We start from the raw sequence: 21594 nt of genomic DNA on the forward strand, positions 1-21594 counted from the left end.
CACCGGGCCCGCGAGGCGGCGGGCCGCGGCGACGACGCGGGTGCCACGGGCCGCCCCGTCGCGCAGGAGGCGTGCGACGAGATCGGCGAGCTCGGGCGCATGCTCGGCCGGGCATCGGGCCAACACCAGATCGAGATCGTCGATGAGCAGCACCTCGCAGTCGTCGAGGGCGTTCGGGTCGGTGAGAACGCCCCACAACTGGACTGGATCACCCGGCGCCCAGCGCGCGCCAACGCCGGCGCCTGCCGCGATCGCCGCGAGGGCCGTCGTCGTGCCCGCACCCGACGCGCCGAGCACGAGCACGTGTCCGTGGCGGGCCTCGAGCGCGGCGACCGGTTGCCGCTGCTCGGCGGGCAGATCGCGGAGACCGAAGGGGATGCCGTCGGCGGCCGGGAGCGCGTCGTGTCGGATCAGGGCCGGCAGCGGGTCGCACCACGGTCGCACCGCGGAACCGCCGGGCGACTCTCGGGAGACCCGTTCCACGTCGGAACTGCTCGCCAGGGCCAGCTGCACGGTGCGACGGTGTCCGGCGCCGTCGACGACGACGGCGCGCCCGCGCGGGTGAGCCGGGAGTCGAGCTGCGGCGTCATCGCCGATCAGCCCCAGGCTGTCGGCGCGGTCCGCGACCCGCAAGGCGATGCGCAGCCCGACGTTGGCGAGCACCGCGTCACGCACCACCCCGGACGGTCGTTGCGTGCACAGCACGAGGTGCACGCCCAGCGAACGCCCGCGTGCCGCGAGGTCGGCGAAGAGCGTGTGCAACTCGGGGCTCTCGGTCACGAGCGCCGCGAACTCGTCGACGATCACCACGAGACGGGCGAGACCGCCGACGGGCAACTCGTCGATGGCCCTGGCCCCCGCCTGCGCGAGCACACGCTCCCGCCGACGTATCTCGGCCCTGATCGATTCGATCGCCCGCCGGGCGAGGGTCGCATCGAGATCGCTCACCGTTCCGAGAACGTGCGGAAGCCCGGCGAGGGGCCCGAACGCGGCCCCGCCTTTGAAATCGACCAGCACGAACGACACCTCACTCGGCGATCGGCCCGACGCCATCCCCAGCACCCAGGTCACCAGGAGTTCGCTCTTGCCCGATCCGGTCGTGCCCGCCACGACGGCGTGGGGCCCGTCGGCGACGAGGTCGATCGCGGCGACACCGTCGGACGTGACGCCGAGCGGCGCGGTGAGACCCGGCCGACCTCCGGCGAGCGCCAACAGGTCGCCGAGAGCGACGTGGTCGGGAATGCCGGCCGTCGCGGGGCGAATCCCCGCGGCTCGCGCCGCATCCGAGAGGCGGGCGGCGGCGAGTCGCGCCGCGGCGCGGGTGCTCGCGTCGCAGTCACGAGCGTCGACGCGCGTGACGCCCGAGACCGAGCCACCACCCACCGCGATCACGACGTGCCGGTCACCGCTCGTGAAGCGGTAGCGGTCGTCGGTCCCCTCGACGGCGTCGTGCGGCAGCTCCCTCGCCCACTCCTCCCCCCGGGGAAAGTCGCAGGTCGTCGACTCCGGCGTCAGGCGCGCGGCGACCCGCAGAGCCAGGTTTCGGGCGACGGCGGCGGCGAGAACCGGCGGACCGACGACCTCGAACCCCGCGGCGACGGCACGCACCAGCGGAGACCGGGGAAGCGTCGCGGCAGATGCGCGCAAGGACGCGAGCTCGGGGGGGTCCGCGACGGCCCCGCCGCCGGTGATCTCGACCCCGCTCGGCGCCGTGCCGCGTTCGACCGCGATGGCGACCTGTTGGTCGGTGGAGCCCCACGCCGGTTCGAGAGAGGCGAGGGCGTTCAGCCGGCGGCGCTCCGTCTCCTGCGCCACGGCCACGCGCTGTACCGCATCCGCCAGTTGGTCGGCGAAGCGGGTCGCCGCGGCGCGACTCGCCCGTCGGCGTTGCCGTCGCCCATCGACCAGGGATGCCAGGGCGAACACCGGTCCGAAGACGGCCATCAGCAGCATGAACGGCGAACCGGTGACCGCGAACAGCACGCCCGCGACGACAAGGGGCGCGGTCGCTGCCACGAGCGGAAATCCGGGCTTCGGCGGCGGCGTCTCGACGGCGGGACCCGGGATACGGACGATGGGGGGCTCGAGCACGCCCCCAGCCTCGGCCAGCTGTCGATGTCGCCGCGCGCTCACAGCGTGTTCCCCGAAAACGGCGGCGCCGCGCGAGCGGTGGAGGACCCGCTAACTCACGACGAAGAACTGCTCGCCGATGTCGACGCGGGTGCCGCGGGCGACGAAGTACCGTCGGCCCGGCTCACACCGCTTGGGTTCGGCGTCGGGTTGCCGCACCGTCGACCCATTGGTGGAATAGCGATCGCTCACCCAGAACCGGCCGGCCTCCTGGCCGAACTCGAGGTGGGTCTTCGACACCGACTTGCCGGCGTCGAAGATGCTCACGAGCTGGTCGACGAACTCGCCCGGCTGCGCGGCGGGGTTGCGCCCGACGAGGCCGGCGCCCGACACGGTGACGCTCTCTCCGGTGCTGAACTGCAGCACGAACCGTTCGTCGGCGCGCGCACCGGCGACGATGCGGGTGGCCTCGAGGTCGACGACGGGCAGCCGCGCATTCTGGCCCCACGGGAACGGATCGGGCACCTGCCGCAGGATCTTCGGGGATGCCGGCGCGGGCTCCGGCTCTGGCTCTGGCGCTGCGTCGAGGGGCAACGCGTCGAGGGGCTCGATCTCGGTTGTGTCGCGTGGGTCGCCCACGGCATCGGTCGGAGCGGAGAGATACGACGAGGTCAACACGAACCCGCACTCACCGCAGAACACGTCGTCGTCCTCGATCGGGGCGTCGCACTGCGGGCAGGTGTACTCGCTGTCGACCGGCGGGATCGGTCGAGCCGGAGGCTCGGGGTCCGGCTCGGACGAGAAGAGGATCTCCGACGGCGCGGGATGCGCTTTCGGGGGTGCGGCGTCGACCACGCGGCCGCACTCGCCGCAGAACGCGGCCCCCGGAGGGAGCGCCGTGCCGCAGAACCGACAGTTCACCGCTTCATCCCCTCCCGCCGGAACAGGCTCCGAACACTATAGGCACCGAGCGATCGGAGCGAGACGAGGGCCCGGATCCGCTGCCAGCGGGTCAACCCGAGCTCGAGCGATGCCCGAAGGTCCGAAACCGCATCCCACACCCGGTCGGCGTCGGCCGGATCGGCCCGTTCGGGCGCGAACACCGCCCGGTCGGCCACGGCCGCGAGCACCCGGGAGGGCAACCCCCCGGCCACCGCGGCCAGTTCCGATCGGGTCGCCGCGGGGGGTGCCGTGTAGCCGTGGTCGAGCACGGCATCCGTGAACTCGTCCCACCCGCCGCTGATGCGCTGCACGACGTCAGGGGTCGTGCGCCGCAACCGACGGCGACGCACCTTCGCGGCGACGATCAGCAGGAAAGGGGCGAGGAGCACGCCGACGACCAGGAGTGCGATTCCGAGCGCCTGGGCGAACGCGAGCAGGGCGGCGAGGAGCGGATCGAGCTGGTCGGGATCGTCCTGCGTACTGTCGGGGGCCGTCTGTTCCCCCTGCGGGTCGGGGCGGTCGGGCGGTGGCGGCACGATCGAGGGCGGTCGGGCGACCGGGTTCTCCTCCTCGGGCTCCTCCTCCGGGATCGGCCGCTCCTCGGGGACGGGATCGATCGTGACCCAGCCGCGCTCGGCAGTATCGATCTCGATCCAGGCCGTGACGTCGTCGCCTCGAATCACGCCGGCTTCGGGCACGAACCCGAATACGACGCGTGCCGGAAACCCGAGCTGCCGGGCCATGAGCGCTGCGGCGACCGCGTACTGCTCCGCATCCCCGATCATGCGCGACTCGGTCACCAGCTGCGCGATCCGGTCGGCGCCGTGGCCCGAGCGGCTCGGCGGTTCGTCGTCGGCGAGGCCGTGGCTGATGTAGCCGTCGGTCTGCACTGCGTCGAGCATCGCGACGAGACGCTCGCCGGGATCGGTGAGGGTGCGCACCCGTTCTTCGAGGTAGAGCGCGAGTTCTTCCGGAATCTCACCGATTCGGGGCACCCGGGCGTCGCCCGGTGAGAGGTCGCTCCACTCGTCGGCGGCCGGCTGATCGGGCAGGACGGCGTCGATCCGATAGCCGTCGCCGGTCTCCAGACCTCCCAGCACCGCAGCGGAACCGGTGGTCGCGTTGAAGTAGAAGGCGTCAGTCAGCGCGGCCGCTCGTGGTCCGGTGAAGTCGATCGATTCGAACGCCCCGGCCCCGGGCACCCACACCCCGCGGTAACCGGCGACCTCGACGACGAACGACACGCGTTCTCCCGTCACGTCGCCCTGGTCGACCGACTGGGGGATGCGCACGAAGGTTCCGGAGGCGGCATCCGCCGCCACGCTTCCCACCGCGTAGACCACCCCGTCGTAGCTGTCGAGGGTCGCCAGCCGCACCCGCGACCCGTCGGGAAGTCCCGAGACCCGCAGCAGGATCTCATCCGCCCGATCGTCGCGCAGGTAGCGACGGAAGCCGGCCAGCGGGCTGGGATAGTCGCGCGGGTCGAAGGGCTGCTCGACAGCCGTACGCAGCACGTCACGCGACCCCGTCACGGGCACGAGGTTCGTCGCGCCGACCGACGCCGCGGACGCCACCGCCAAGATGAGACCACCCGCGATGACCGTGCGCAGGCCGAGCGCCGCACCGCCGGCCGTCTCGAGCGGGCGCCCCTCGGCATCCGGTGTCGCGCGCGCCAGGGTGCGGATCGCCGCACGCCGTCGACGCCACCGGTGCCAGACCAGGAAGACCAGCGCGGTGACGAGCATTCCGATCGCGAGGGGCACCGGCCAGGGCACCTCGTCGGGGCCGAAGGCGATCGCGATCAGGAACGCGACGACGGGCGGAATCACGGCGAGCTCCGGATAGCGAGCACGCGCCGCGATCGTGACCGACGTGAGCGCCGCGGCGAACAGCAGGAGGTAGGCGGGAACCAGCAGCGCCTGGTAGTCCCCGACCGGCAGGGTGATGGTCAACAACTGCTTCCAGCCATACGCCACGCCGGAGAGCAGGTCGAGGATGCCGCCCCAGCTCGGCAGCACCCCGGCGATCGCGCGACCGGGCACGGCGAGCGGCACACCCGCGAGCAGGAACACCGCGAAGGCCACGAGGAGCACGGCGAACGACGGCCACCGGAAGCGGGCGCCGAGGAGCGCCACCGCGGTCGCCGCGACAACCGCACCGGCGGCGACGACGAGGTACCAGGGGTCGCGATAGACCGGCCAGAACGCCGCTGCGGCGACACCCGTCATCACCCACACGAGCGCGACGTCGACCGTGATCGACGCGGCGCTGCGAGCCGGCCTCATGCGACCGCCACCGATCGGGCGAGCGCGATCCGCAGATCTTCCAGATAGCCGATCGTCAAAACGCTGAGGTCGGCAACCCGCCGGAAGCCGGGAATCGCGTCCGGGTCGCAGACGATCGCGACGACGGCGACGTCGACCGGGAACGCCCGGGATGCCGCGCGCAGCTCACCGGCCGTGACGAGCGACCCGCAGACGAGGAACGCCACCGAGATGCCGATGTTTTTCTCGGCAGCGATGCGTCCGACATCCCGGATTCCCAGGGCGGCCGATTCCGCCTGGACGACCGCGAGGTCGTCGAGCAGCCGCGTCGGCACGTGGGTGGCGAGGGGACGCACCGCGTAGGTCTTCCGTTTGGCGAACTCCGGCGTCACGGTGCTCACCACGACCGACACCGTGCGCCCGTCGCGGATGGCCCGCACCCCGAGCGACCCCGCGACGCTCACCGCGAGCTCGAACTCGTCTTCGGTCGCATAGTCGGAGGTCGCGAGCGACAGGGCGACGACCAAGTGACTCCGTCGCGTCTGCTCGAACTGGCGCACCATGTAGGTGCCGGTCTTCGCCGACGACTTCCAGTGGATGTAGCGGCGTTCGTCGCCCGGCTGGTATTCCCGCAGGGCGTGGAAGGCCACGTCGCTCGAAGTGAGGTCGCGGGTGGGGGTGCCCTCGAGGTCACGGATGAGGCCGGTGCTCGTCGACGGGATGCCGATGGTGCGCGGATGCACGATGAGGTCGTCGGCCTGCGTCCAGATCAACTCGCGGCGCACCAGCCCGATCGGGTCGGCGCGCACCGTGCGAACCGGGCCGACCGGGATGACGCCACGTCGCAACGTCGGGATGGCGAACGCGTTGGTGAACGACGCCCCCGGTTTGAGGCTCGGCATGGCGAGTTCTGCCAGCCCGACGCCCACCGGGATCTCGACGGTCACCCCGAGCACGCGTCGCCCAGTCGGGTTGCGCAGAGTCACGGCGCCGCGGGCAGGTTCGCCGACGACCACTCGGCGATGCGGCAGGTCGAGCCCCACCTCGAAGGGCGAGCGGCCGATGAGGTAGAGCACGGCGATGACGGCGAGTACCGCTCCCGCCCACGCGACGACCACGAGTTCGACCCAGCCGAGACCGTACCCGGTTGCGAACGCCACTGGAACCAGCGCCAGCAGCACCCAGCCCAGCGGGGTGACGACGGTCGCGACCCGGGTACCGACCCGACCCATCGCCGATCCGGTGAGCGTGACGATGCGAACCGCCGCGACGACGAGATCGGCGAGGGCACCCGTGCGGGCACCGACGATCCGGGTGCGGGCGTTCGTCAGCCCGGCGGGACCGCCCGGAGGGTGCGACGCGGAGCGGGGACTGCTCACACGGCCTGCCGGTCGCTCGGCGGCGGGGTCTCGAGAAGCAACTGACCGATGATCCCCGAGGTCGTGACGCCGTCGAACTCCGCCTCGGGGTCGAGCAGAAGACGATGGGCCAGCACGGGCTCCGCCAGCGACTTCACGTCGTCGGGGATCACGTAGTGACGACCACTCGCGGCGGCGAGGGTCTTGGCGCTGCGGATGAGGGCGAGTGCGCCGCGCACGCTCGCCCCGAGGCGAACCTCCGTCGCCGACCGGGTCGCCTCGACCAGCCGTGACACGTAGTCGTTGACGCTCGGGTCGACGTGCACGTGACGCGCCTGTTGCGCCATCTCGAGCACGGCATCCGCCGTTACGATCGGCTGAAGCACGAGATCGTGAGCCTTGACGTCGGAGCCCTCGAGGATGCGCAGCGTGGAGGCGTGGTCGGGGTACCCGATGGACGCCTTCAGCAGGAAGCGGTCGAGCTGGGCCTCGGGCAACCGATAAGTGCCCGCCTGCTCGATCGGGTTCTGCGTCGCGATGACCATGAACGGACTCCCGGCCTCATGGGTCTCGCCGTCGACCGTGACGTGGCCTTCCTCCATGACTTCCAGCAGCGCGGCCTGGGTCTTCGGGGAAGCGCGGTTGATCTCATCCGCCAGAACGACGTTCGCGAACACCGGCCCACGGTGGAACTCGAAGGTCTGCGTCTTCTGGTCGTACACACTGACCCCGGTGATATCACCGGGCAGCAGGTCGGGCGTGAACTGGATGCGGCTGCTCGTCCCCGCCACGCTCTGCGCGATCGCTCGAGCCATCGACGTCTTGCCGGTGCCCGGGTAGTCCTCGAGCAGCAGGTGACCTTCACTGAACAGCGCGACGAGCCCGAGACGGATGACGAACGTCTTGCCCAGGAGCACCTGTTCGACGTTGGCCACGATGCGGCCGAAGGTCTCCTGGAACGCGGAGGCCTGCTCGGGGGTCATGCTCATGGTGGTCCTTCCGGGGCTGCGCTAGTCGTCGGGGGGTCAGTAGTCGAAGGATGAGTAGTTTCGAACATAGGTCGCGCCGCCGTTCGCGGTGATCTGCACACGCAGATCACGTTTGGGCATTCCGGTCTCGCAGGTGCCGACCTCCGGCATGGGGAGCCAGCCGGCCGCGTCATCCGTGTTGTCGCAGCGGTAGGCGACCGCCTCGTACCCGGGTCCGGGAATGGACGTCCAGGTCCAGGCCCCACCGAACAGGTCCGCATCGAACTCGAGGTCGCCGGGCGTCGCGTTGTGCACCGGCATCCCGAGCGCGAAGTCCGGCGACCAGGCCGTGCTGCACAGGGTGGCTTCGGGGTAGGCCCGGCACGCCTTGACCTGCACGGTCACCGAGTTGCCGTACTGGGTTCCGCCGGCGGTCAAGAAGGTGCCGACCGGCACGACGCCGCTCTCGCTCCCCTCGGCACCGGCGGTGAAGCGGTACATGAACAGGTCGGCGTCGGTGGAGCCGCTCGCGATCTCGTAGCCGGTCAGGCGAGCGTCGTAGAACTCGCCCCCGTCGCCGTTCTCGACGATCTGCGCCGTGATCGACGTCACCTGTCCGGGCGCGGAGCGCGGGGTCACCTGCACGGGAGGGGCCGCCGTGCACCCTTGCCCGTTGTACGCGAAAACCCAGATTGTGTAGGTCTGGTTGGCGGCGAGGCCGGAGAAACCGGTACTCGTCGTGCCGGCGACCAGATGCTGGCTACCGTCCGGCGGAGAGACGCTGGGCGAGCCGTTCTCGACGCCTGACACCGTACAGGTCGGCGCGGCATCGCCGGCCTTGATGAGCGCGTAGTACTTCACGATCGGCGCGCCGTTCGGGCCGAAGACTCCAGCCCACGAGGCGCTCGCCGTCGAGCCGTCGGTGAGCGACGCCGAGGCCGACACTCCCGGGCCGACCAGGGTCGGCGGGCCGGCCGGGACGCCGACGCCGGTCGCCTGGTTCCACGTCGCCAGCGAGTTCGGCGCGCTGTTTCGCGCGCTGACCGAGTAGCCGACGGCGGTGCCGTTGCCGATCGACCCCGACGTCACATTGGTGGAGTAGAACGTTCCGACCGGATCGCCCGGGTTGACGGCGACGACGCGGACGGCGTCTCCCACCGTCACGACGTACTCCTCGATCGCGCTTCCCCCGGCGTCGGCCGGCTTCTTCCAGATCACCCGCAGCCCCTGGTCGAGCGGGGTGTAGTCCAGCCCGTTCGGGGGCGGCGGGATGATGTCCGACCAGATCGTGCCGGCGAGTGAAGCGGGCGCCGACGGCCCGATCGCGTTGACCGCGACGACCGAGAGCCGAACCGCATGCGCGGGCCCGTTGCCCGGGGTGGTCAGCGCACAGTTGACGCTCGACGTGCACGTGGTCACCGACAAGACGTCGCCGCTCGCAACCGAGGTCATCGTCACCTCGTAGCTCTCGATCGGCGAGTTGTTGAACGGGCCGGGCGACCATGCCGCCTTGAGCAACCGGTCGCCGAACTCGGTGACGGTGACGCCGGTGACCGGATCGGGAACGTCTTGCACCGAGATCGTGACGGTGCCCCACACGTAACGGTCGGGATCCTCGGTGGCATCCGCCACCTGGTACTGCAGGCTCGTATCTGCCGGCACCGCGGCGGCGCTCACCGTGACGGTCAGTCGGGAACGGTCGGCGCTCGGCACGATGCTCACCCCCTCCGGGAGCGAGGCGCCGTCGAGGCCGCGGATGTCGACGACCTCCAGCGGCACGGCCGGGAACGGGTTGTTGGCTTCGTCATTGGTGAGCACGTCGATCGTCGTCGAGCTGCCGCGGGGCGTCACCGCGGTGTCGGCGACCGGCTTCGCCAGAGGAAGGGTCGACGGCACGACGTTGAGCACGATCCGGCCCGCGCGCCCCTCGTTGAGATCGTCGCGCACCGTCAGCGTCACACTCGTCGTCGTGCCCTTGGCCACGTTCGGCGCCGCGCGCAGCAGCAGACGCTGATCGTTGAGCTCGACACTGAAGCCCTCAGGGAGCGGCCCGACCACCGAATAGGCCAGCTCGTCGATGTCGTCGTACGGGTAGTTGGTCAGCCGCACGAGGTCAAGCTCCTTCTCCTGCCCGGGCTCGAAATCGATGACTCCCCCGATGAAGACGGGTGGCTGATTGTCCCGAGACTCGACCTCGATCGGCAGCGTCAGGATCGCGCGCCGGCCGTCGGGGTCGTCGGCGCTCGCACCGTCGGTGACTTCGAAGGTGATCGACGCCGGACCGAAGTAGAGATCGGCCGAGGTGTAGACGAGGGTGTCGTCATCCACGACCAGATCGTCGCCGTTCGAGTGGGTCGCCCGCACCGTGCTCGAGTCGGTGAGCCGCACTCCCTGCCCGCCCAACGTGATCACGTAGTCGTTGAGATCGATCGTCAGGGTGTCTTCGCTCGCCACCGAGAGCAGGGGCGCGGTGCGGTCGAGCTGCGGCAGCGCGTCGGAGTAGCCGGGCACCCAGACGAAGGCGAACGAGCGGATCGAGTCGTCGTCGGGATGCGAGATCGAGAACGGGATGATCTGGCTGGCGTCGCCGATCCGCACCCGGATGCGCTTGTCGGAGAGCAGTTCGGCGGTCGTCGCGAATCCGGGTAGCAGCGCCAGGCCGAGGTCTGCGACGTCGCCGTCGGCGAAGAACACATTGTCGAGCACGTCGACATCGACGATCGTGCGATCCACGACGTCGCTTGCGGTGAGAACAGTGTCTTGCGCGATCGGGTACGACAGCGGCGCATCGGGGTCGACGGTGACGGTGACGAAGGTCTCGGACGTGCCACCGTACTCGTTCTGGATCGTGTATCGAACGGCGTACCGCCCGGGCTCGCTCGGCGGCGTGATGTCGACGATCGTGTCGTCGACGATCGTGGCCGTCGTGCCATCGTCGGTGTTCGGCGTCACGGCGACGACCCGCAACGGGCTGCCGTCGGGATCCGAGTCATTCGCGAGCACCTGCACACTCACCGTGCGGTCGGGTCGCACCGCGACGATGTCTTCGTTCGCAACGGGGTTGCGTGCCCCGTCGAGGCGGGGGCTGATCCCCACCCGCACTGTTCCCTCGGCGCGCGCGCCGAGCCCGTCCACGAGTGCATAGGTGAACTCGTCGGTGCCCGAGGAGTACTCCCCCGCCTCGAACTCGATGTACGTCGGCCCCGTGCTCAGTACGGCACCTTTCTCAGGGTTGCTGGTGATGCCGATGAGCTGCACCGAGTCGCCGTCGGGATCGACCCCGGTGAGCGGGATCTGGATGCGGACGGTCTCGCCCGCGAGCACGCGGGCCGTCACGCGGGCCGGCACGGGCGGACTGTTCGTCGCCTCATTCTCTTCGCGGACGGAGATCGTCACCCGGGCCTCTGCGCGTTGACCCTCGGATTCGACGCTGTACACCGCGACGTAGTCGCCCGCGGTCTGCGGCGCGAGGTAGCGCAGCCGATCGCCCGACGCGAACAGCAGACCCGCGCCGTCGGGCACGTCCTCGGCCAGTTCCGGCACCAGGGTCAGCGGCTTGCCCTCCGGCTGCTCGTCGTTGTCGAGCACCCGGATATCGACGACGTCACCGACCCGCACGGTCGCCGTGTCGTCGACCGCGATGGGCGGCTGCACCTGCGCCGGTTCCGGGATCTCGACGACGTTGATCGTTCCTTCGGCGTCGGCGAGGCCGTTGCTGATGCGGTAGTTGACGGTGACGCTGCGGCCCTCGAGCGGCGCGGTGAGCGTGATGCGCACCTGGCGCTGGTCGAGCACCTCGGCGCGCACGCCCTGGGCCGCGGCCGGGTTGGTGACGCCCGTGACGACGAGCACGCCGCCCGCCGGATCGATGTCGGTGGTCGTCGGGTCGACGATGTCGCTGGACAGGGTGGTGATGAAGACGGTGCGCGGCACCGTGATCGGGCGCGTGTTGGCATCCGGCGGCGCCGCCACGTCGATGCGTACCAAGCCGGTTTCCGTCTGGTCGCCGTCGGTGACCGTGAACTCGACGTAGTGGGTGCGCACCTCGTCGCTGACGAACGTGAAGGTGCCGGCTTCGAAACTGGGTTCGATGCGCGACCCGGCGCGCTCCGGAACCGCGTTGAGGCGCACCGGGCCGTTGCCGCCGCGCACGTGGGGCATCGGGCGGATGGTGATCTCCTGCCCAGCGGTCGCCAGCGCGACCCACGGCTCCACGACGATCGGCAGCTGCCCGACGGGGCTCACATGCACCGTGACGTTTCCCGTGGACTGCGCGACTCCGTCGGTGACGACAAGAGTGACCGACTTGAGGTCTCCCCCTTCGCCGGAGTCGGAGAAGACCACGACGCCGCCGGGCGTGTGGCTCACCTGGTCGGGGGCGGGGGTCGTCGCCGACACCAGATAGAACGGATCCCCGTCAGGGTCGACCCAGTCGCCCAGCACGTTCGTGCTGACCCGGCCGCCGGCGGCGACATCGGCACGCGTCGACCGCATCTGCTGCGGCGGGGAGTTCTCGTCGTCGGACCGGATGGCGACCGTGACCATCGCCGTCGCGGTGCCACCGCGGCCGTCGGTGATCGCATAGCGGAACGACACGGTGCCCGAGGCACCCGGCTCGAGCGTGAGCTGGAGCTGCTGATTGCGCGTCACCAGGTCGACGCGGCCCACCGTCTCGGGGATCGGGTCGACGTGCGCGATCACGAGCACGTCGCCGTTCGGGTCGTAGTCGTTGAGCAGCACCGGCAGCACGGTCGCCCGTCCCGGGCGCGCCCCGAACTCGTCGTCGACCGCGACGGGAGGCTGCTGCTCCTCGTCGACGGTCGGCGGGATGTTCTCGTCGTTCTCCTCCGGCTGCACCTCGGGGTCTTCGACGAGAAGGTCGTCCCAGTTGTCGATCAACTGGGCTTCGTCCTGGATCGCCCACGTCGCCCCGCGTCGGCGGTCGTTGAGCACGACGGAGTCGATGTTCGCGGCGAAGTCGAGCTCGCCCGTCGCCACTCCGGCGAGTTCGAACCGCGTCCCGTCGCCGGAGTCGCCGCAGTAGCGCCAGGCGGCCCCCGCCGCCCACGCGGCATACTCGCAGCCGGCGCGGGTGAAGGGCGCGGCCGGCGCGCCCGACTCGCCGGTGACGAGGGGAACGGGGTCAGCGCCGCTGAGGGGCACACCCAGCACGCCGGTCTCGGTGCCGACGAGCACCCGGGCTCCGGCGTCGGCCGGCTCCTGGGCCGCGAGTTCCTCGCCCGGCTCGACCACACCGGCGAGGTCGACGATTCCGCTCTCGAGGGCGAGACGCCGGCCGTCGACATCCAGCACCGCCCAGTCGCCGCCGACGGAGGTGAGTTGCACGTCGTCGATGTCGCCGAGACCGGTCGACCAGCGCTCCTCGACGACGTCGGTGCGAGTCGCGTCGACCCGGAACACCTCGGCGACCTCGGCCGAGTAGGCGAACAGCGTTCCGTTGGGCGCCACGCTCACCACAGAGTCGAGTCCGAGGATCAGCGACGAGGGCTGCGCAGCATCGAACTCGCCGAGTTCACCGAAGGGCACGATCCAGAGTTCGCCCGTGCCTGCCGCGTGGATGACGACCCGGTCGCCGGCGAGGAAGACCCGCGGGTCGTCGGGCGGCAGCGCGATCGCCTCGCCGAGGGTGGATTCCGCCGGGTCGACGACTTGCACGGTGGCGTTGGCATGATCGACGACGAGCACGACCGTGCCTTGCTGCACGACTTCGAGATCGACGCTGCCCGCCCTTAGCACGGTGTTGAGCTCGAGCACCTCGGGATTGGCCCGACCGACCGTCTGCAGCGTGCCGTTCGCAACCCAGACGGCCCCGTCGCCGAGGTCGAGCTTCTGTGCGGTGTACCCGGTCGACGTGATCGCCAGCCCTGCGACGAGCGCGGCGACGACGGTGCCCGACGTCGCGGTGGCGACGAGCGAACGGTGGCCGGCCACCCAGGTGCGGATGCTCATGCGTCACTCATCCGGAACGTCGACGCACTTCGCCGCACTCTGCGCGCCGGTCTTGCCTTGGCGGTTGACGGTGACGGCGAGGCACACGGTCTCGCCGGGCGCGGTGTCGACCACGAAGCGCGGCTGCGACTGCGTGGCGGTGCGGATCCCCCTCACCTCGATCTCGTAGAGGTCGCCCTCTGCGATGCCCGGGTCGGGCCAGGCGAACTCGACGCTGCCGTCGCTCCGCGCGGCCGTGATGTCGCTGACGACCGGGATGCCCTCGTCGGCGGAGGCGCGCAACAGGACGACGAGTGCGGTGGCCCCGAGCCCGATCACGAGCACCGCGGAGGCGATGAGCAGCCAGGTGATGGCCTGAAGTCCGCGTGGCGGCGCGGAGGGCCGACTGTGTGAGAACCGTCGCGGCAGCGGCGTCGCCTCGCGCACGGTGCCGACCGGCTGGTAATCATCGAGTCCGGAAGGGCGACGTCGCCGACGTCGCGACGTCGGCGAGTTGCGGGCCCCGGCAACGGGTCGCAACAGCGTGCGGTCTTTCAAGTCGGCGACCGTGCCGAGGGCCCACTCGTCCATCGCGATCTCGAGCGCGGTCTGCGGCACCCCGAGTTCGGCCTCGATGGCTTGCAGTTCTCGCACGAACTCGATGACGCTCGCCGGTCGCGCCTCGGGACGTCGCGACATCGCCCGCTTCAGGAGGGCTTCGAGGCTGGCCGGCACGTCGCTGCGTCCGATCGGTTGCGGCTTGGCGCGGGCGATGCGTGACATGAGGTCACTGCTGCTGTTGGACCCTTCCGGATCCTCGAACGGCGACCGCCCGGCCAGCAGCGAGTAGACGGTCGCGGCGAGCGCCCATACCTCGCTGGCGACGGTGCCGGCGGTCTCGTCGAGCAGCACCTCGGGTGCCGACCAGGGGATGGAGAGCCCGACGGAGTCTTCTTCGCGCTGGGTGGTGAGGGTCGAGGCGATGCCGAAGTCGGAGAGCACCGGGTGCCCGTACGCGGTCGTCAAGATGTTGGACGGCTTGATGTCACGGTGCAGCACGCCCGCGCGGTGCGCCGTTTCGATCGCGCTGCCGATCTTGACCGCCGTGCGCAGCACCTCGGGAACGGGAAGGCGTTCGCGCCGGTATCGCTCGGAGAGACTCGAGGAGCAGAGCTCCATCACCAGGTAGGGGCGGCCGTCGCTCGACACGCTGGCCTCGTAGACGGTGAGGATCGACGGATGCGCCGAGAGCTGTGCCATGAGGTTCGCTTCGGCCTGGAACATCTGGCGCACCTGATCGTTGACCACTTCGCTCAACATGACCTTGACGGCGACCTGCCGACGCGGCATGTTCTGTTCGTAGAGGAAGACGTCGGCGAATCCGCCCGATCCGAGGATGTGCACGTAGGAGAATCCGGGCAGCACGGGAGGCTGGGACGGCAGACGCCTGGCCATGAAGACCCCCCTCCATGCCTCGGGTTGCCCCATTCTAGGCAGACCGCGCCTGAGGATCCGTCGATCAGGACGCGGTTCCCCCGGAATGGGGGAGGGTGCCCGCGGACTCACGACCGGGCCGTGGGACCGGAGCCGCGACGTCGATCACGACGACCGTGACGTTGTCGCGCCCTCCCGCGGCGAGGGCGGCATCCATGAGATCGTCGGCCGTCTCCGCCGCCGAGCCGCCATCGGTGAGGTATCGGCGGATCCGCCGGTCGTCGACTTCTTTCGTGAGTCCGTCGGAACACAGCAGCAGACGCATCCCCGGTCGCATCGGCAGCATCCACAGATCAGGTCGCGGGCTTTCGCGGAATCCGACGGCGCGCGTGATGACATTGCTCTCGGGATGGTCTTCGGCTTGGAGTTCGTCGATCAGTCCGGCATCCACCATCTCCTGCACCACCGAGTGGTCACGGGTGATCCGCGCGAACTCGTCGTCGACGAGCAGGTAGACCCGGCTGTCGCCGATGTTGAAGACGGCGAAGTGCGGCTCGCCGTCGACCATCGCCAGAATCACGCCGGTGACCGTCGTGCCGGCGCCGATCGGAATGTGAGCTGCGATCTCGTCGATGTCGTCGGCGGCGGCGGTCAGGGCGCCGTCGAGACGCGCGATGTCGAGGTAGCCGTGATCGGCGTTCGCGGCGAGCGCGGCGAGCCGTTCGATGACGGCGGCGCTCGCGCGGTCGCCGGCGGCGTGACCACCCATGCCGTCGGCGACGGCGAAGACGGGAGGTCCGACGAGCACGCTGTCTTCGTTCACCTGGCGCTTGCGACCGACGTCGCTGCGGCCGGCCCAGTCGAGCACGAACCCGCGGCGCTTTCCGGGCACGGTGAGCCGGTATCCGGAACGGTCCCGGCCGACACTGCTCACGGCTTGCCCGTCTTTCGTGGCGGCAGGATGTCGAGCACCGCACCGTCGCCCAGGTCGATGCGGGTGCCCGGCACGACGACCGCCGATTCCCCGCGGATGAGCGTTCGGGGCGCGGCGCCCGGGAGCTGCACGACGGTGCCGTTGGTGGAGCGCATGTCGCTGGCGACCACCGCTCCCCCGACCACTTTCAGCTCCAGATGGGTGGCTGACAATTCCCTGCCGGGCGACGGCAGCGTCACCAGCCGCGGCTGAGGTCCGGCATGGATGCGTGGGGCGCTCGGCGCGCGTCCCACATATAGGGTCACGTCGAGCGCCACTTCTGTGCCATCGGCGAAGACCACCCGATGCGGCGGGGGCGGTTCCGGGGCCGACGCCGGGGGCACGACGGTGGAGACGGGCGATTCGACGATGACGGGAAGCGGTCGCGAGACAGGAACCGGCGGCTCGACCAGAGCGGGTGGCCCCTCCGGCACCGCCACCGAGCCTCGCGCGACGGTGTCGTCGAGATCTACCCCGGGCGGCACCACCGGGGGTCGCGGCACCGCGCGAACGGTGTCGTCGAGATCGGGCTCCACTCCCCTATCCTCCACCCCGACACCGACGCATCGAGCCCCGCATCGCCGCACATGAGCAGTCACCCCGCGCGTGGCGGGCGATCGTGTCGTCGAGTCGATCGGGGTAGGGGTCCCCGCTCTCTCGGCTCGACGGCACGATCGCCCGTCGCGCGCGCCCCGAGTTACGAGCCGATGTACGACATGACGTGCTTGATGCGCGTGTAGTCCTCGAACCCGTACATCGACAGATCCTTGCCGTAGCCGGAGTGCTTGAAGCCGCCGTGCGGCATCTCGGCGACAAGGGGAATGTGGGTGTTGATCCACACGCAGCCGAAGTCGAGATGCTTGGCAAACCGCATGGCGCGGCCGTGGTCGGCGGTCCAGACACTCGACGAGAGCCCGTACTGCACACCGTTGGCCCAAGTGATCGCTTCGGCTTCGTCGCTGAAGGTCTGCATCGTGATGACGGGGCCGAAGAACTCGGTCTGGATGGCGTCGTCACTCTGCGTGAGGTGGTCGACGATGGTGGGCTCGATGAAGTAGCCCTTGCCCTCCTTGCGGGTGCCGCCGGTGACGATGGAGGCGTGCTTCGGCAGCTCGCCGATCATGCCCATCACCCGGTCGAGCTGATTCTGGTTGTTGACGGGCCCGTAGAAGGTGTCGGGGTCTTTCGGGTCGCCGGTGGTGACGTTGTCTGCGACGTAGTCGGTCAGCGCCGCGAGGAAGGTGTCGTGAGCGTGTGTGTGCACGAGCACCCGGGTCGCGGCGGTGCAGTCCTGGCCGGCGTTGAAGTAGCCGGCGATCGCGATGCCTTCGGCCGCCTTGGCCATATCGGCATCCGGGAAGACGACGACGGGTGCTTTGCCGCCGAGTTCGAGGTGCACCCGCTTGAGGTCGGCGGAGGCCGCTTGGGCGACCTCCATGCCGGCGCGCACCGAGCCGGTGATCGACACCATCTGCGGGGTCTTGTGATCGACCATCAGACCGCCGGTGGTGCGGTCGCCGGTGATGACGTTGAACACTCCTTTCGGCAGGAATTCGGCGGCGATCTCGGCGAGCAGCAGCGTCGACTGCGGGGTGGTGTCGGAGGGTTTGAGCACGCTCGTGTTTCCGGCGGCGATCGCGGGCGCGAACTTCCAGACGGCCATGTTGAGCGGGTAATTCCACGGCGTGACCTGGCCGATGACGCCGATCGGCTCCCGCCGGATCGAAGACGTGTGGTCTTTCATGTACTCGGCGGTCGCGCGGCCCTCGAGGTTGCGGGCGGCGCCGGCGAAGAAGCGGATCTGGTCGACGGAGAGCATGATCTCGTCGTCGACGAGGGCCGTGCGTGGCTTGCCGGTGTCTTGGGATTCGAGGTCGGCGAAGTCGTCGGCTCGCTGCTCCATCGCGTCGGCGATGCGGAAGAGGGCGATCTGCCGTTCGGCCGGAGTTGACTCCCCCCACACTTCGAATGCGGCGGCCGCGGCCGCGTAGGCGGCATCCACATCGGCCTTTCCTGATACCGGAGAGGTTGCGTATGAGTCTTCGGTCGCCGGGTCGACGACGGCGAATGAGTCGTCGCCTTTCGCGTCGACGTACTCACCGTTGATGAAGTTGCGCAGGGTGCGATCAGCCATGCGCCCACCCTACTTCGCGTCCGATTCTGTCAAAACTGGCGATTTCGTCACTCCAGAGCCCGCCAGGTTGCGGATTCGCTTGCGGGGGCATCCCGCGGCTGTCAAGATCGACCCATGGCGCGCTCGAAGGCGGTAGCGCTCGATGAGGTGTCGAAGGGCATCATCGAGCAGCTCCAGGAGGACGGCCGACGCTCCTATGCCGAGATCGGCAAGGCCGTCGGGCTGTCGGAGGCGGCCGTGCGTCAGCGGGTGCAGAAGCTGACGGATGCAGGCGTCATGCAAGTCGTCGCGGTGACCGACCCGATGCAGCTCGGCTTCTACCGCCAGGCGATGATCGGCATCCGGGTGACCGGCGACACGACCCGGGTCGCCGAGGCGCTCGGCGCCATCCCCGCCGTCGACTACGTCGTGCTCACGGCAGGAAGTTTCGACATTCTCGCCGAGGTGGTCTGCGAGAGCGATGAGGACCTCATCGAACTGCTCAACCACCGCATCCGAGCCATCCAGGGCGTCGCCTCGACCGAGACGTTCGTCTATCTGAAACTGCAGAAGCAGTTCTATAACTGGGGTACCCGATGACCACACCGACGACCGTTCCCGCCGCCCTCGACGAGGCGGATCTTCAGCAGAAAGCGAAGGACCACCTGTGGATGCACTTCAGCCGGCAGTCGGCGGCTGAGGCGAATGGGGTGCCGATCATCGTCAAGGGTGATGGGCATCACATCTGGGACTCCACGGGCAAGAAGTACTTCGACGGGCTCTCCGGGTTGTTCGTGGTGAATGCGGGGCATGGCCGGAAGCGGTTGGCTGCGGCTGCCGCGAAGCAGGCGGAGGAGCTGGCGTTCTTCCCGATCTGGTCGTACGCGCACCCGAACGCGATCGAACTCGCCGACCGGCTGGCCGACTATGCGCCGGGCGATCTGAATCGGGTGTTCTTCTCCACCGGCGGCGGCGAGGCGGTCGAGACCGCGTTCAAGCTGGCGAAGTACTACTGGAAGTTGCAGGGTCGCCCGACGAAGCACAAGGTCATCTCGCGGGCGATCGCCTATCACGGCACCCCGCAGGGGGCTCTGGCGATCACCGGCATCCCGGCGATGAAGGAGATGTTCGAGCCCGTCACCCCCGGCGGGTTCCGCGTGCCGAACACGAACTTCTACCGCGCCGACGAGATGGGCTTCACCGGTGCGACCGAGCAGGAGTTCGGGATGTGGGCGGCGAACCGCATCGAGGAGATGATCCTGTTCGAAGGGCCCGAGACGGTCGCCGCCGTGTTCCTGGAACCGGTGCAGAACTCGGGAGGCTGCTTCCCGCCTCCGCCCGGGTATTTCCAGCGGGTGCGCGAGATCTGCGACCAATACGACGTGCTGCTCGTCTCCGACGAGGTCATCTGCGCATTCGGCCGCATCGGGCACATGTTCGCCTGCGATGCCTACGGCTACGTGCCCGACATGATCACCTGTGCCAAAGGCCTCACCTCGGGCTACTCGCCGCTGGGTGCGACCATCGTGTCCGACAAAGTGTACGAGCCCTTCCGGCACGGCACGACCGCGTTCTACCACGGCTACACCTTCGGCGGTCACCCGGTCTCGGCCGCGGTCGCGCTGGAGAACCTCGACATCTTCGAAGAAGAAGGCCTCAACGAACGGGTCCGCACCCTCTCTCCGGTGTTCCGCTCGACGCTCGAGCGGCTCAAGGATCTGCCGATCGTGGGCGACGTCCGCGGTGACGGGTACTTCTTCGGCATCGAACTCGTGAAGGACAAGACCACGAAAGAGACTTTCGACGACGCCGAGTCGGAGCGGCTGCTGCGCGGCTTCCTGTCGAAGGCCCTCTTCGACGCCGGCCTCTACTGTCGCGCCGACGACCGCGGCGACCCCGTCATCCAACTCGCCCCGCCGCTGACGATCGGCGAACCGGAGTTCGACGAGATCGAATCCATCCTCCGCAGCGTGCTCACCGAAGCGTGGACGCGACTCTGAATTCTCGCCATAGAGCCCTCTATGACGCAAATGACCCCCGCGCGCGGGGTTCCCGTGGGCGATAGAACCCTCTATGCCGGGTTGAGCTTCTGGCACGGGACGGCGGGCGATCTGACGCCGCGGGCCGGGCTCGACGCCGACACCGAAGCGGATGTGGCGATCATCGGCGGCGGACTCACCGGGTTGTGGACCGCGTGGTACCTGCACGAGCGCGATCCCGCGTTGCGGATCGTGGTGCTCGAGAAGGAGATCGCCGGGTTCGGAGCGTCCGGGCGCAACGGCGGGTGGTGCAGCGCCCTGTTCCCGCGATCGACCGGGTCGCTCGAACGCGCCCACGGCCGGGCCGCGGCCCTCGACATGCGCCGGGCGATGATCGGCACCGTCGCCGAAGTGGGCCGGGTCACTGCCGCACTCGGCATCGACTGCGACTTCGCGTCCGGGGGAACGATCGCCTACGCCCGATCCGAGGTGCAGAAGCGGGCTGCGCTCGCCGAGATCGCCGAGGCCGAGCGGTACGGCGTCGACGAGATCGAATGGCTGGATGCCGGCGAGGTACACGCGGCCGGCGCGCTCGGGGCGAGCCTCGACCGCCACTGCGCCCGCCTGCACCCCGCGAAGCTCGTTCGAGGTCTCGCCGCGGCGCTCGAGGCGCGGGGCGTGCGCATCCTCGAGCAGACCGAGGTGACCGCGGTGTCGACCGGGCGGGTGCAGGCGACACGGGGGGTGGTGTCGGCCGAGAGGATCGTCGTGGCGACCGAGGGGTACACCGCCACGTTCCCCGCGACGCGCCGCCGCATCCTGCCCCTGTACTCGCTGATGATCGCCACCGAACCGCTGCCGCCCGAGTTCTGGGACGAGGTCGGGATCGCCCACGGGCAGACCTTCACCGACTACCGGCACCTGCTCGTCTACGGCCAGCGCACCGCCGACAACCGGTTCGCGTTCGGCGGACGTGGCGCGCGGTACCACTGGGGCAGCGCGATCCGGCCCGCCTATGACCGGGTGCCGCGCGTGTTCGAGCACCTGAGGCGCACCCTCGTCGACCTGTTCCCGTCGACTGCCGACGCCGCCGTGACCCACCGCTGGGGCGGGCCACTCGGCGTACCGCGCGACTGGCACGCCGCGGTGACCTACGACCCCGCCACCCGGATCGGACGGGCCGGCGGGTACGTGGGCGACGGCGTGTCGACGACCAACCTCGCCGGTCGCACCCTCGCCGATCTGATCACCGGCACCGACACCGACCTCGCGCGCCTGGCCTGGGTGAACCACCGGTCGCCCGACTGGGAGCCCGAACCGCTGCGCTTCCTCGGCGCGAACGCCGGGATGCTGGCGATGTCGGCCGCCGACGTCGAGGAGCGCATCACGGGGCGGCGCTCGGTGATCGCCCGCGTCATGGGCCCACTCGTCGGACACTGAGCGTGTCAACCCCGCACCCCCGAGAACCTGCGCCACGTAACGTCGACGCCGACACGGTGGCCCGGACTCCCCCGAACGTCGTGTTCGGGCCGTTCTGGACGGCG

13 protein-coding genes are annotated in these 21594 nt (G+C 69.8%); 3 read left to right on the forward strand and 10 right to left on the reverse strand.

Features of this window, described 5'->3' with window-relative positions; all coding sequences use genetic code 11:
- The 10 genes from WBL06_RS06430 to WBL06_RS06475 form a co-directional block, all read right to left on the reverse strand.
- Positions 1 to 2091: FtsK/SpoIIIE domain-containing protein (locus WBL06_RS06430; RefSeq protein WP_424455152.1), on the reverse strand; the 2091-nt coding region annotated here is incomplete at its 3' end.
- Between the two features lie 90 nt (positions 2092 to 2181).
- Complete coding sequence (locus tag WBL06_RS06435) at positions 2182 to 2991, reverse strand: zinc-ribbon domain-containing protein (RefSeq protein ID WP_424455153.1); 810 nt, start codon at positions 2989 to 2991, stop codon at positions 2182 to 2184.
- Positions 2988 to 5297, reverse strand: a complete 2310-nt coding sequence (locus WBL06_RS06440; RefSeq protein ID WP_424455154.1) for a transglutaminase-like domain-containing protein — start codon at positions 5295 to 5297, stop codon at positions 2988 to 2990. Before WBL06_RS06440 ends, WBL06_RS06435 begins: the two co-directional genes overlap by 4 nt.
- Positions 5294 to 6655 (reverse strand): DUF58 domain-containing protein, encoded by a 1362-nt coding sequence (locus WBL06_RS06445; protein WP_424455155.1) that lies wholly within the window; start codon positions 6653 to 6655, stop codon positions 5294 to 5296. The genes WBL06_RS06440 and WBL06_RS06445 overlap by 4 nt, the downstream gene beginning before the upstream one ends.
- Positions 6652 to 7623, reverse strand: coding sequence for an AAA family ATPase (locus WBL06_RS06450; RefSeq protein WP_424455156.1), 972 nt, complete (start codon positions 7621 to 7623; stop codon positions 6652 to 6654). Before WBL06_RS06450 ends, WBL06_RS06445 begins: the two co-directional genes overlap by 4 nt.
- Positions 7624 to 7659: 36 nt before the next feature.
- Entirely contained in the window at positions 7660 to 13572 is a 5913-nt protein-coding gene (locus tag WBL06_RS06455; protein WP_424455157.1) for an Ig-like domain-containing protein, read from the reverse strand.
- A gap of 3 nt (positions 13573 to 13575) precedes the next feature.
- Positions 13576 to 15006 carry a serine/threonine-protein kinase gene (locus tag WBL06_RS06460; protein ID WP_424455158.1) on the reverse strand — a complete coding sequence of 477 codons (1431 nt, stop codon included), beginning with the start codon at positions 15004 to 15006 and terminating at the stop codon, positions 13576 to 13578.
- A 64-nt stretch (positions 15007 to 15070) separates the two neighbouring features.
- Positions 15071 to 15919: a PP2C family protein-serine/threonine phosphatase gene (locus WBL06_RS06465; protein WP_424455159.1), complete on the reverse strand. Its 849-nt coding sequence runs from the start codon at positions 15917 to 15919 to the stop codon at positions 15071 to 15073.
- The gene (locus WBL06_RS06470) at positions 15916 to 16494 is read right to left on the reverse strand and encodes a hypothetical protein (protein ID WP_424455160.1); all 579 of its coding nucleotides are present in this window, start codon (positions 16492 to 16494) and stop codon (positions 15916 to 15918) included. Before WBL06_RS06470 ends, WBL06_RS06465 begins: the two co-directional genes overlap by 4 nt.
- A gap of 161 nt (positions 16495 to 16655) precedes the next feature.
- Entirely contained in the window at positions 16656 to 18092 is a 1437-nt protein-coding gene (locus WBL06_RS06475) for an aminobutyraldehyde dehydrogenase (protein WP_424455161.1), read from the reverse strand.
- A gap of 114 nt (positions 18093 to 18206) precedes the next feature.
- Here WBL06_RS06475 and WBL06_RS06480 point away from each other — a divergent pair, with 114 nt between their 5' ends.
- The 3 genes from WBL06_RS06480 to WBL06_RS06490 are packed head-to-tail and all read left to right on the forward strand — an operon-like array spanning position 18207 to position 21490.
- Positions 18207 to 18671, forward strand: a complete 465-nt coding sequence (locus WBL06_RS06480) for an Lrp/AsnC family transcriptional regulator (protein WP_424455162.1) — start codon at positions 18207 to 18209, stop codon at positions 18669 to 18671.
- Positions 18668 to 20071, forward strand: a complete 1404-nt coding sequence (locus WBL06_RS06485) for an aspartate aminotransferase family protein (RefSeq protein ID WP_424455163.1) — start codon at positions 18668 to 18670, stop codon at positions 20069 to 20071. Before WBL06_RS06480 ends, WBL06_RS06485 begins: the two co-directional genes overlap by 4 nt.
- Before the next feature lie 54 nt (positions 20072 to 20125).
- On the forward strand, positions 20126 to 21490 hold the full coding sequence (locus tag WBL06_RS06490) for an NAD(P)/FAD-dependent oxidoreductase (RefSeq protein ID WP_424455164.1): 1365 nt from the start codon (positions 20126 to 20128) through the stop codon (positions 21488 to 21490).
- The last annotated feature ends 104 nt before the right edge of the window (positions 21491 to 21594 follow it).

The sequence above is a fragment of the Pseudolysinimonas sp. genome (assembly GCF_049651805.1).
Classification (GTDB): domain Bacteria; phylum Actinomycetota; class Actinomycetes; order Actinomycetales; family Microbacteriaceae; genus Pseudolysinimonas_A.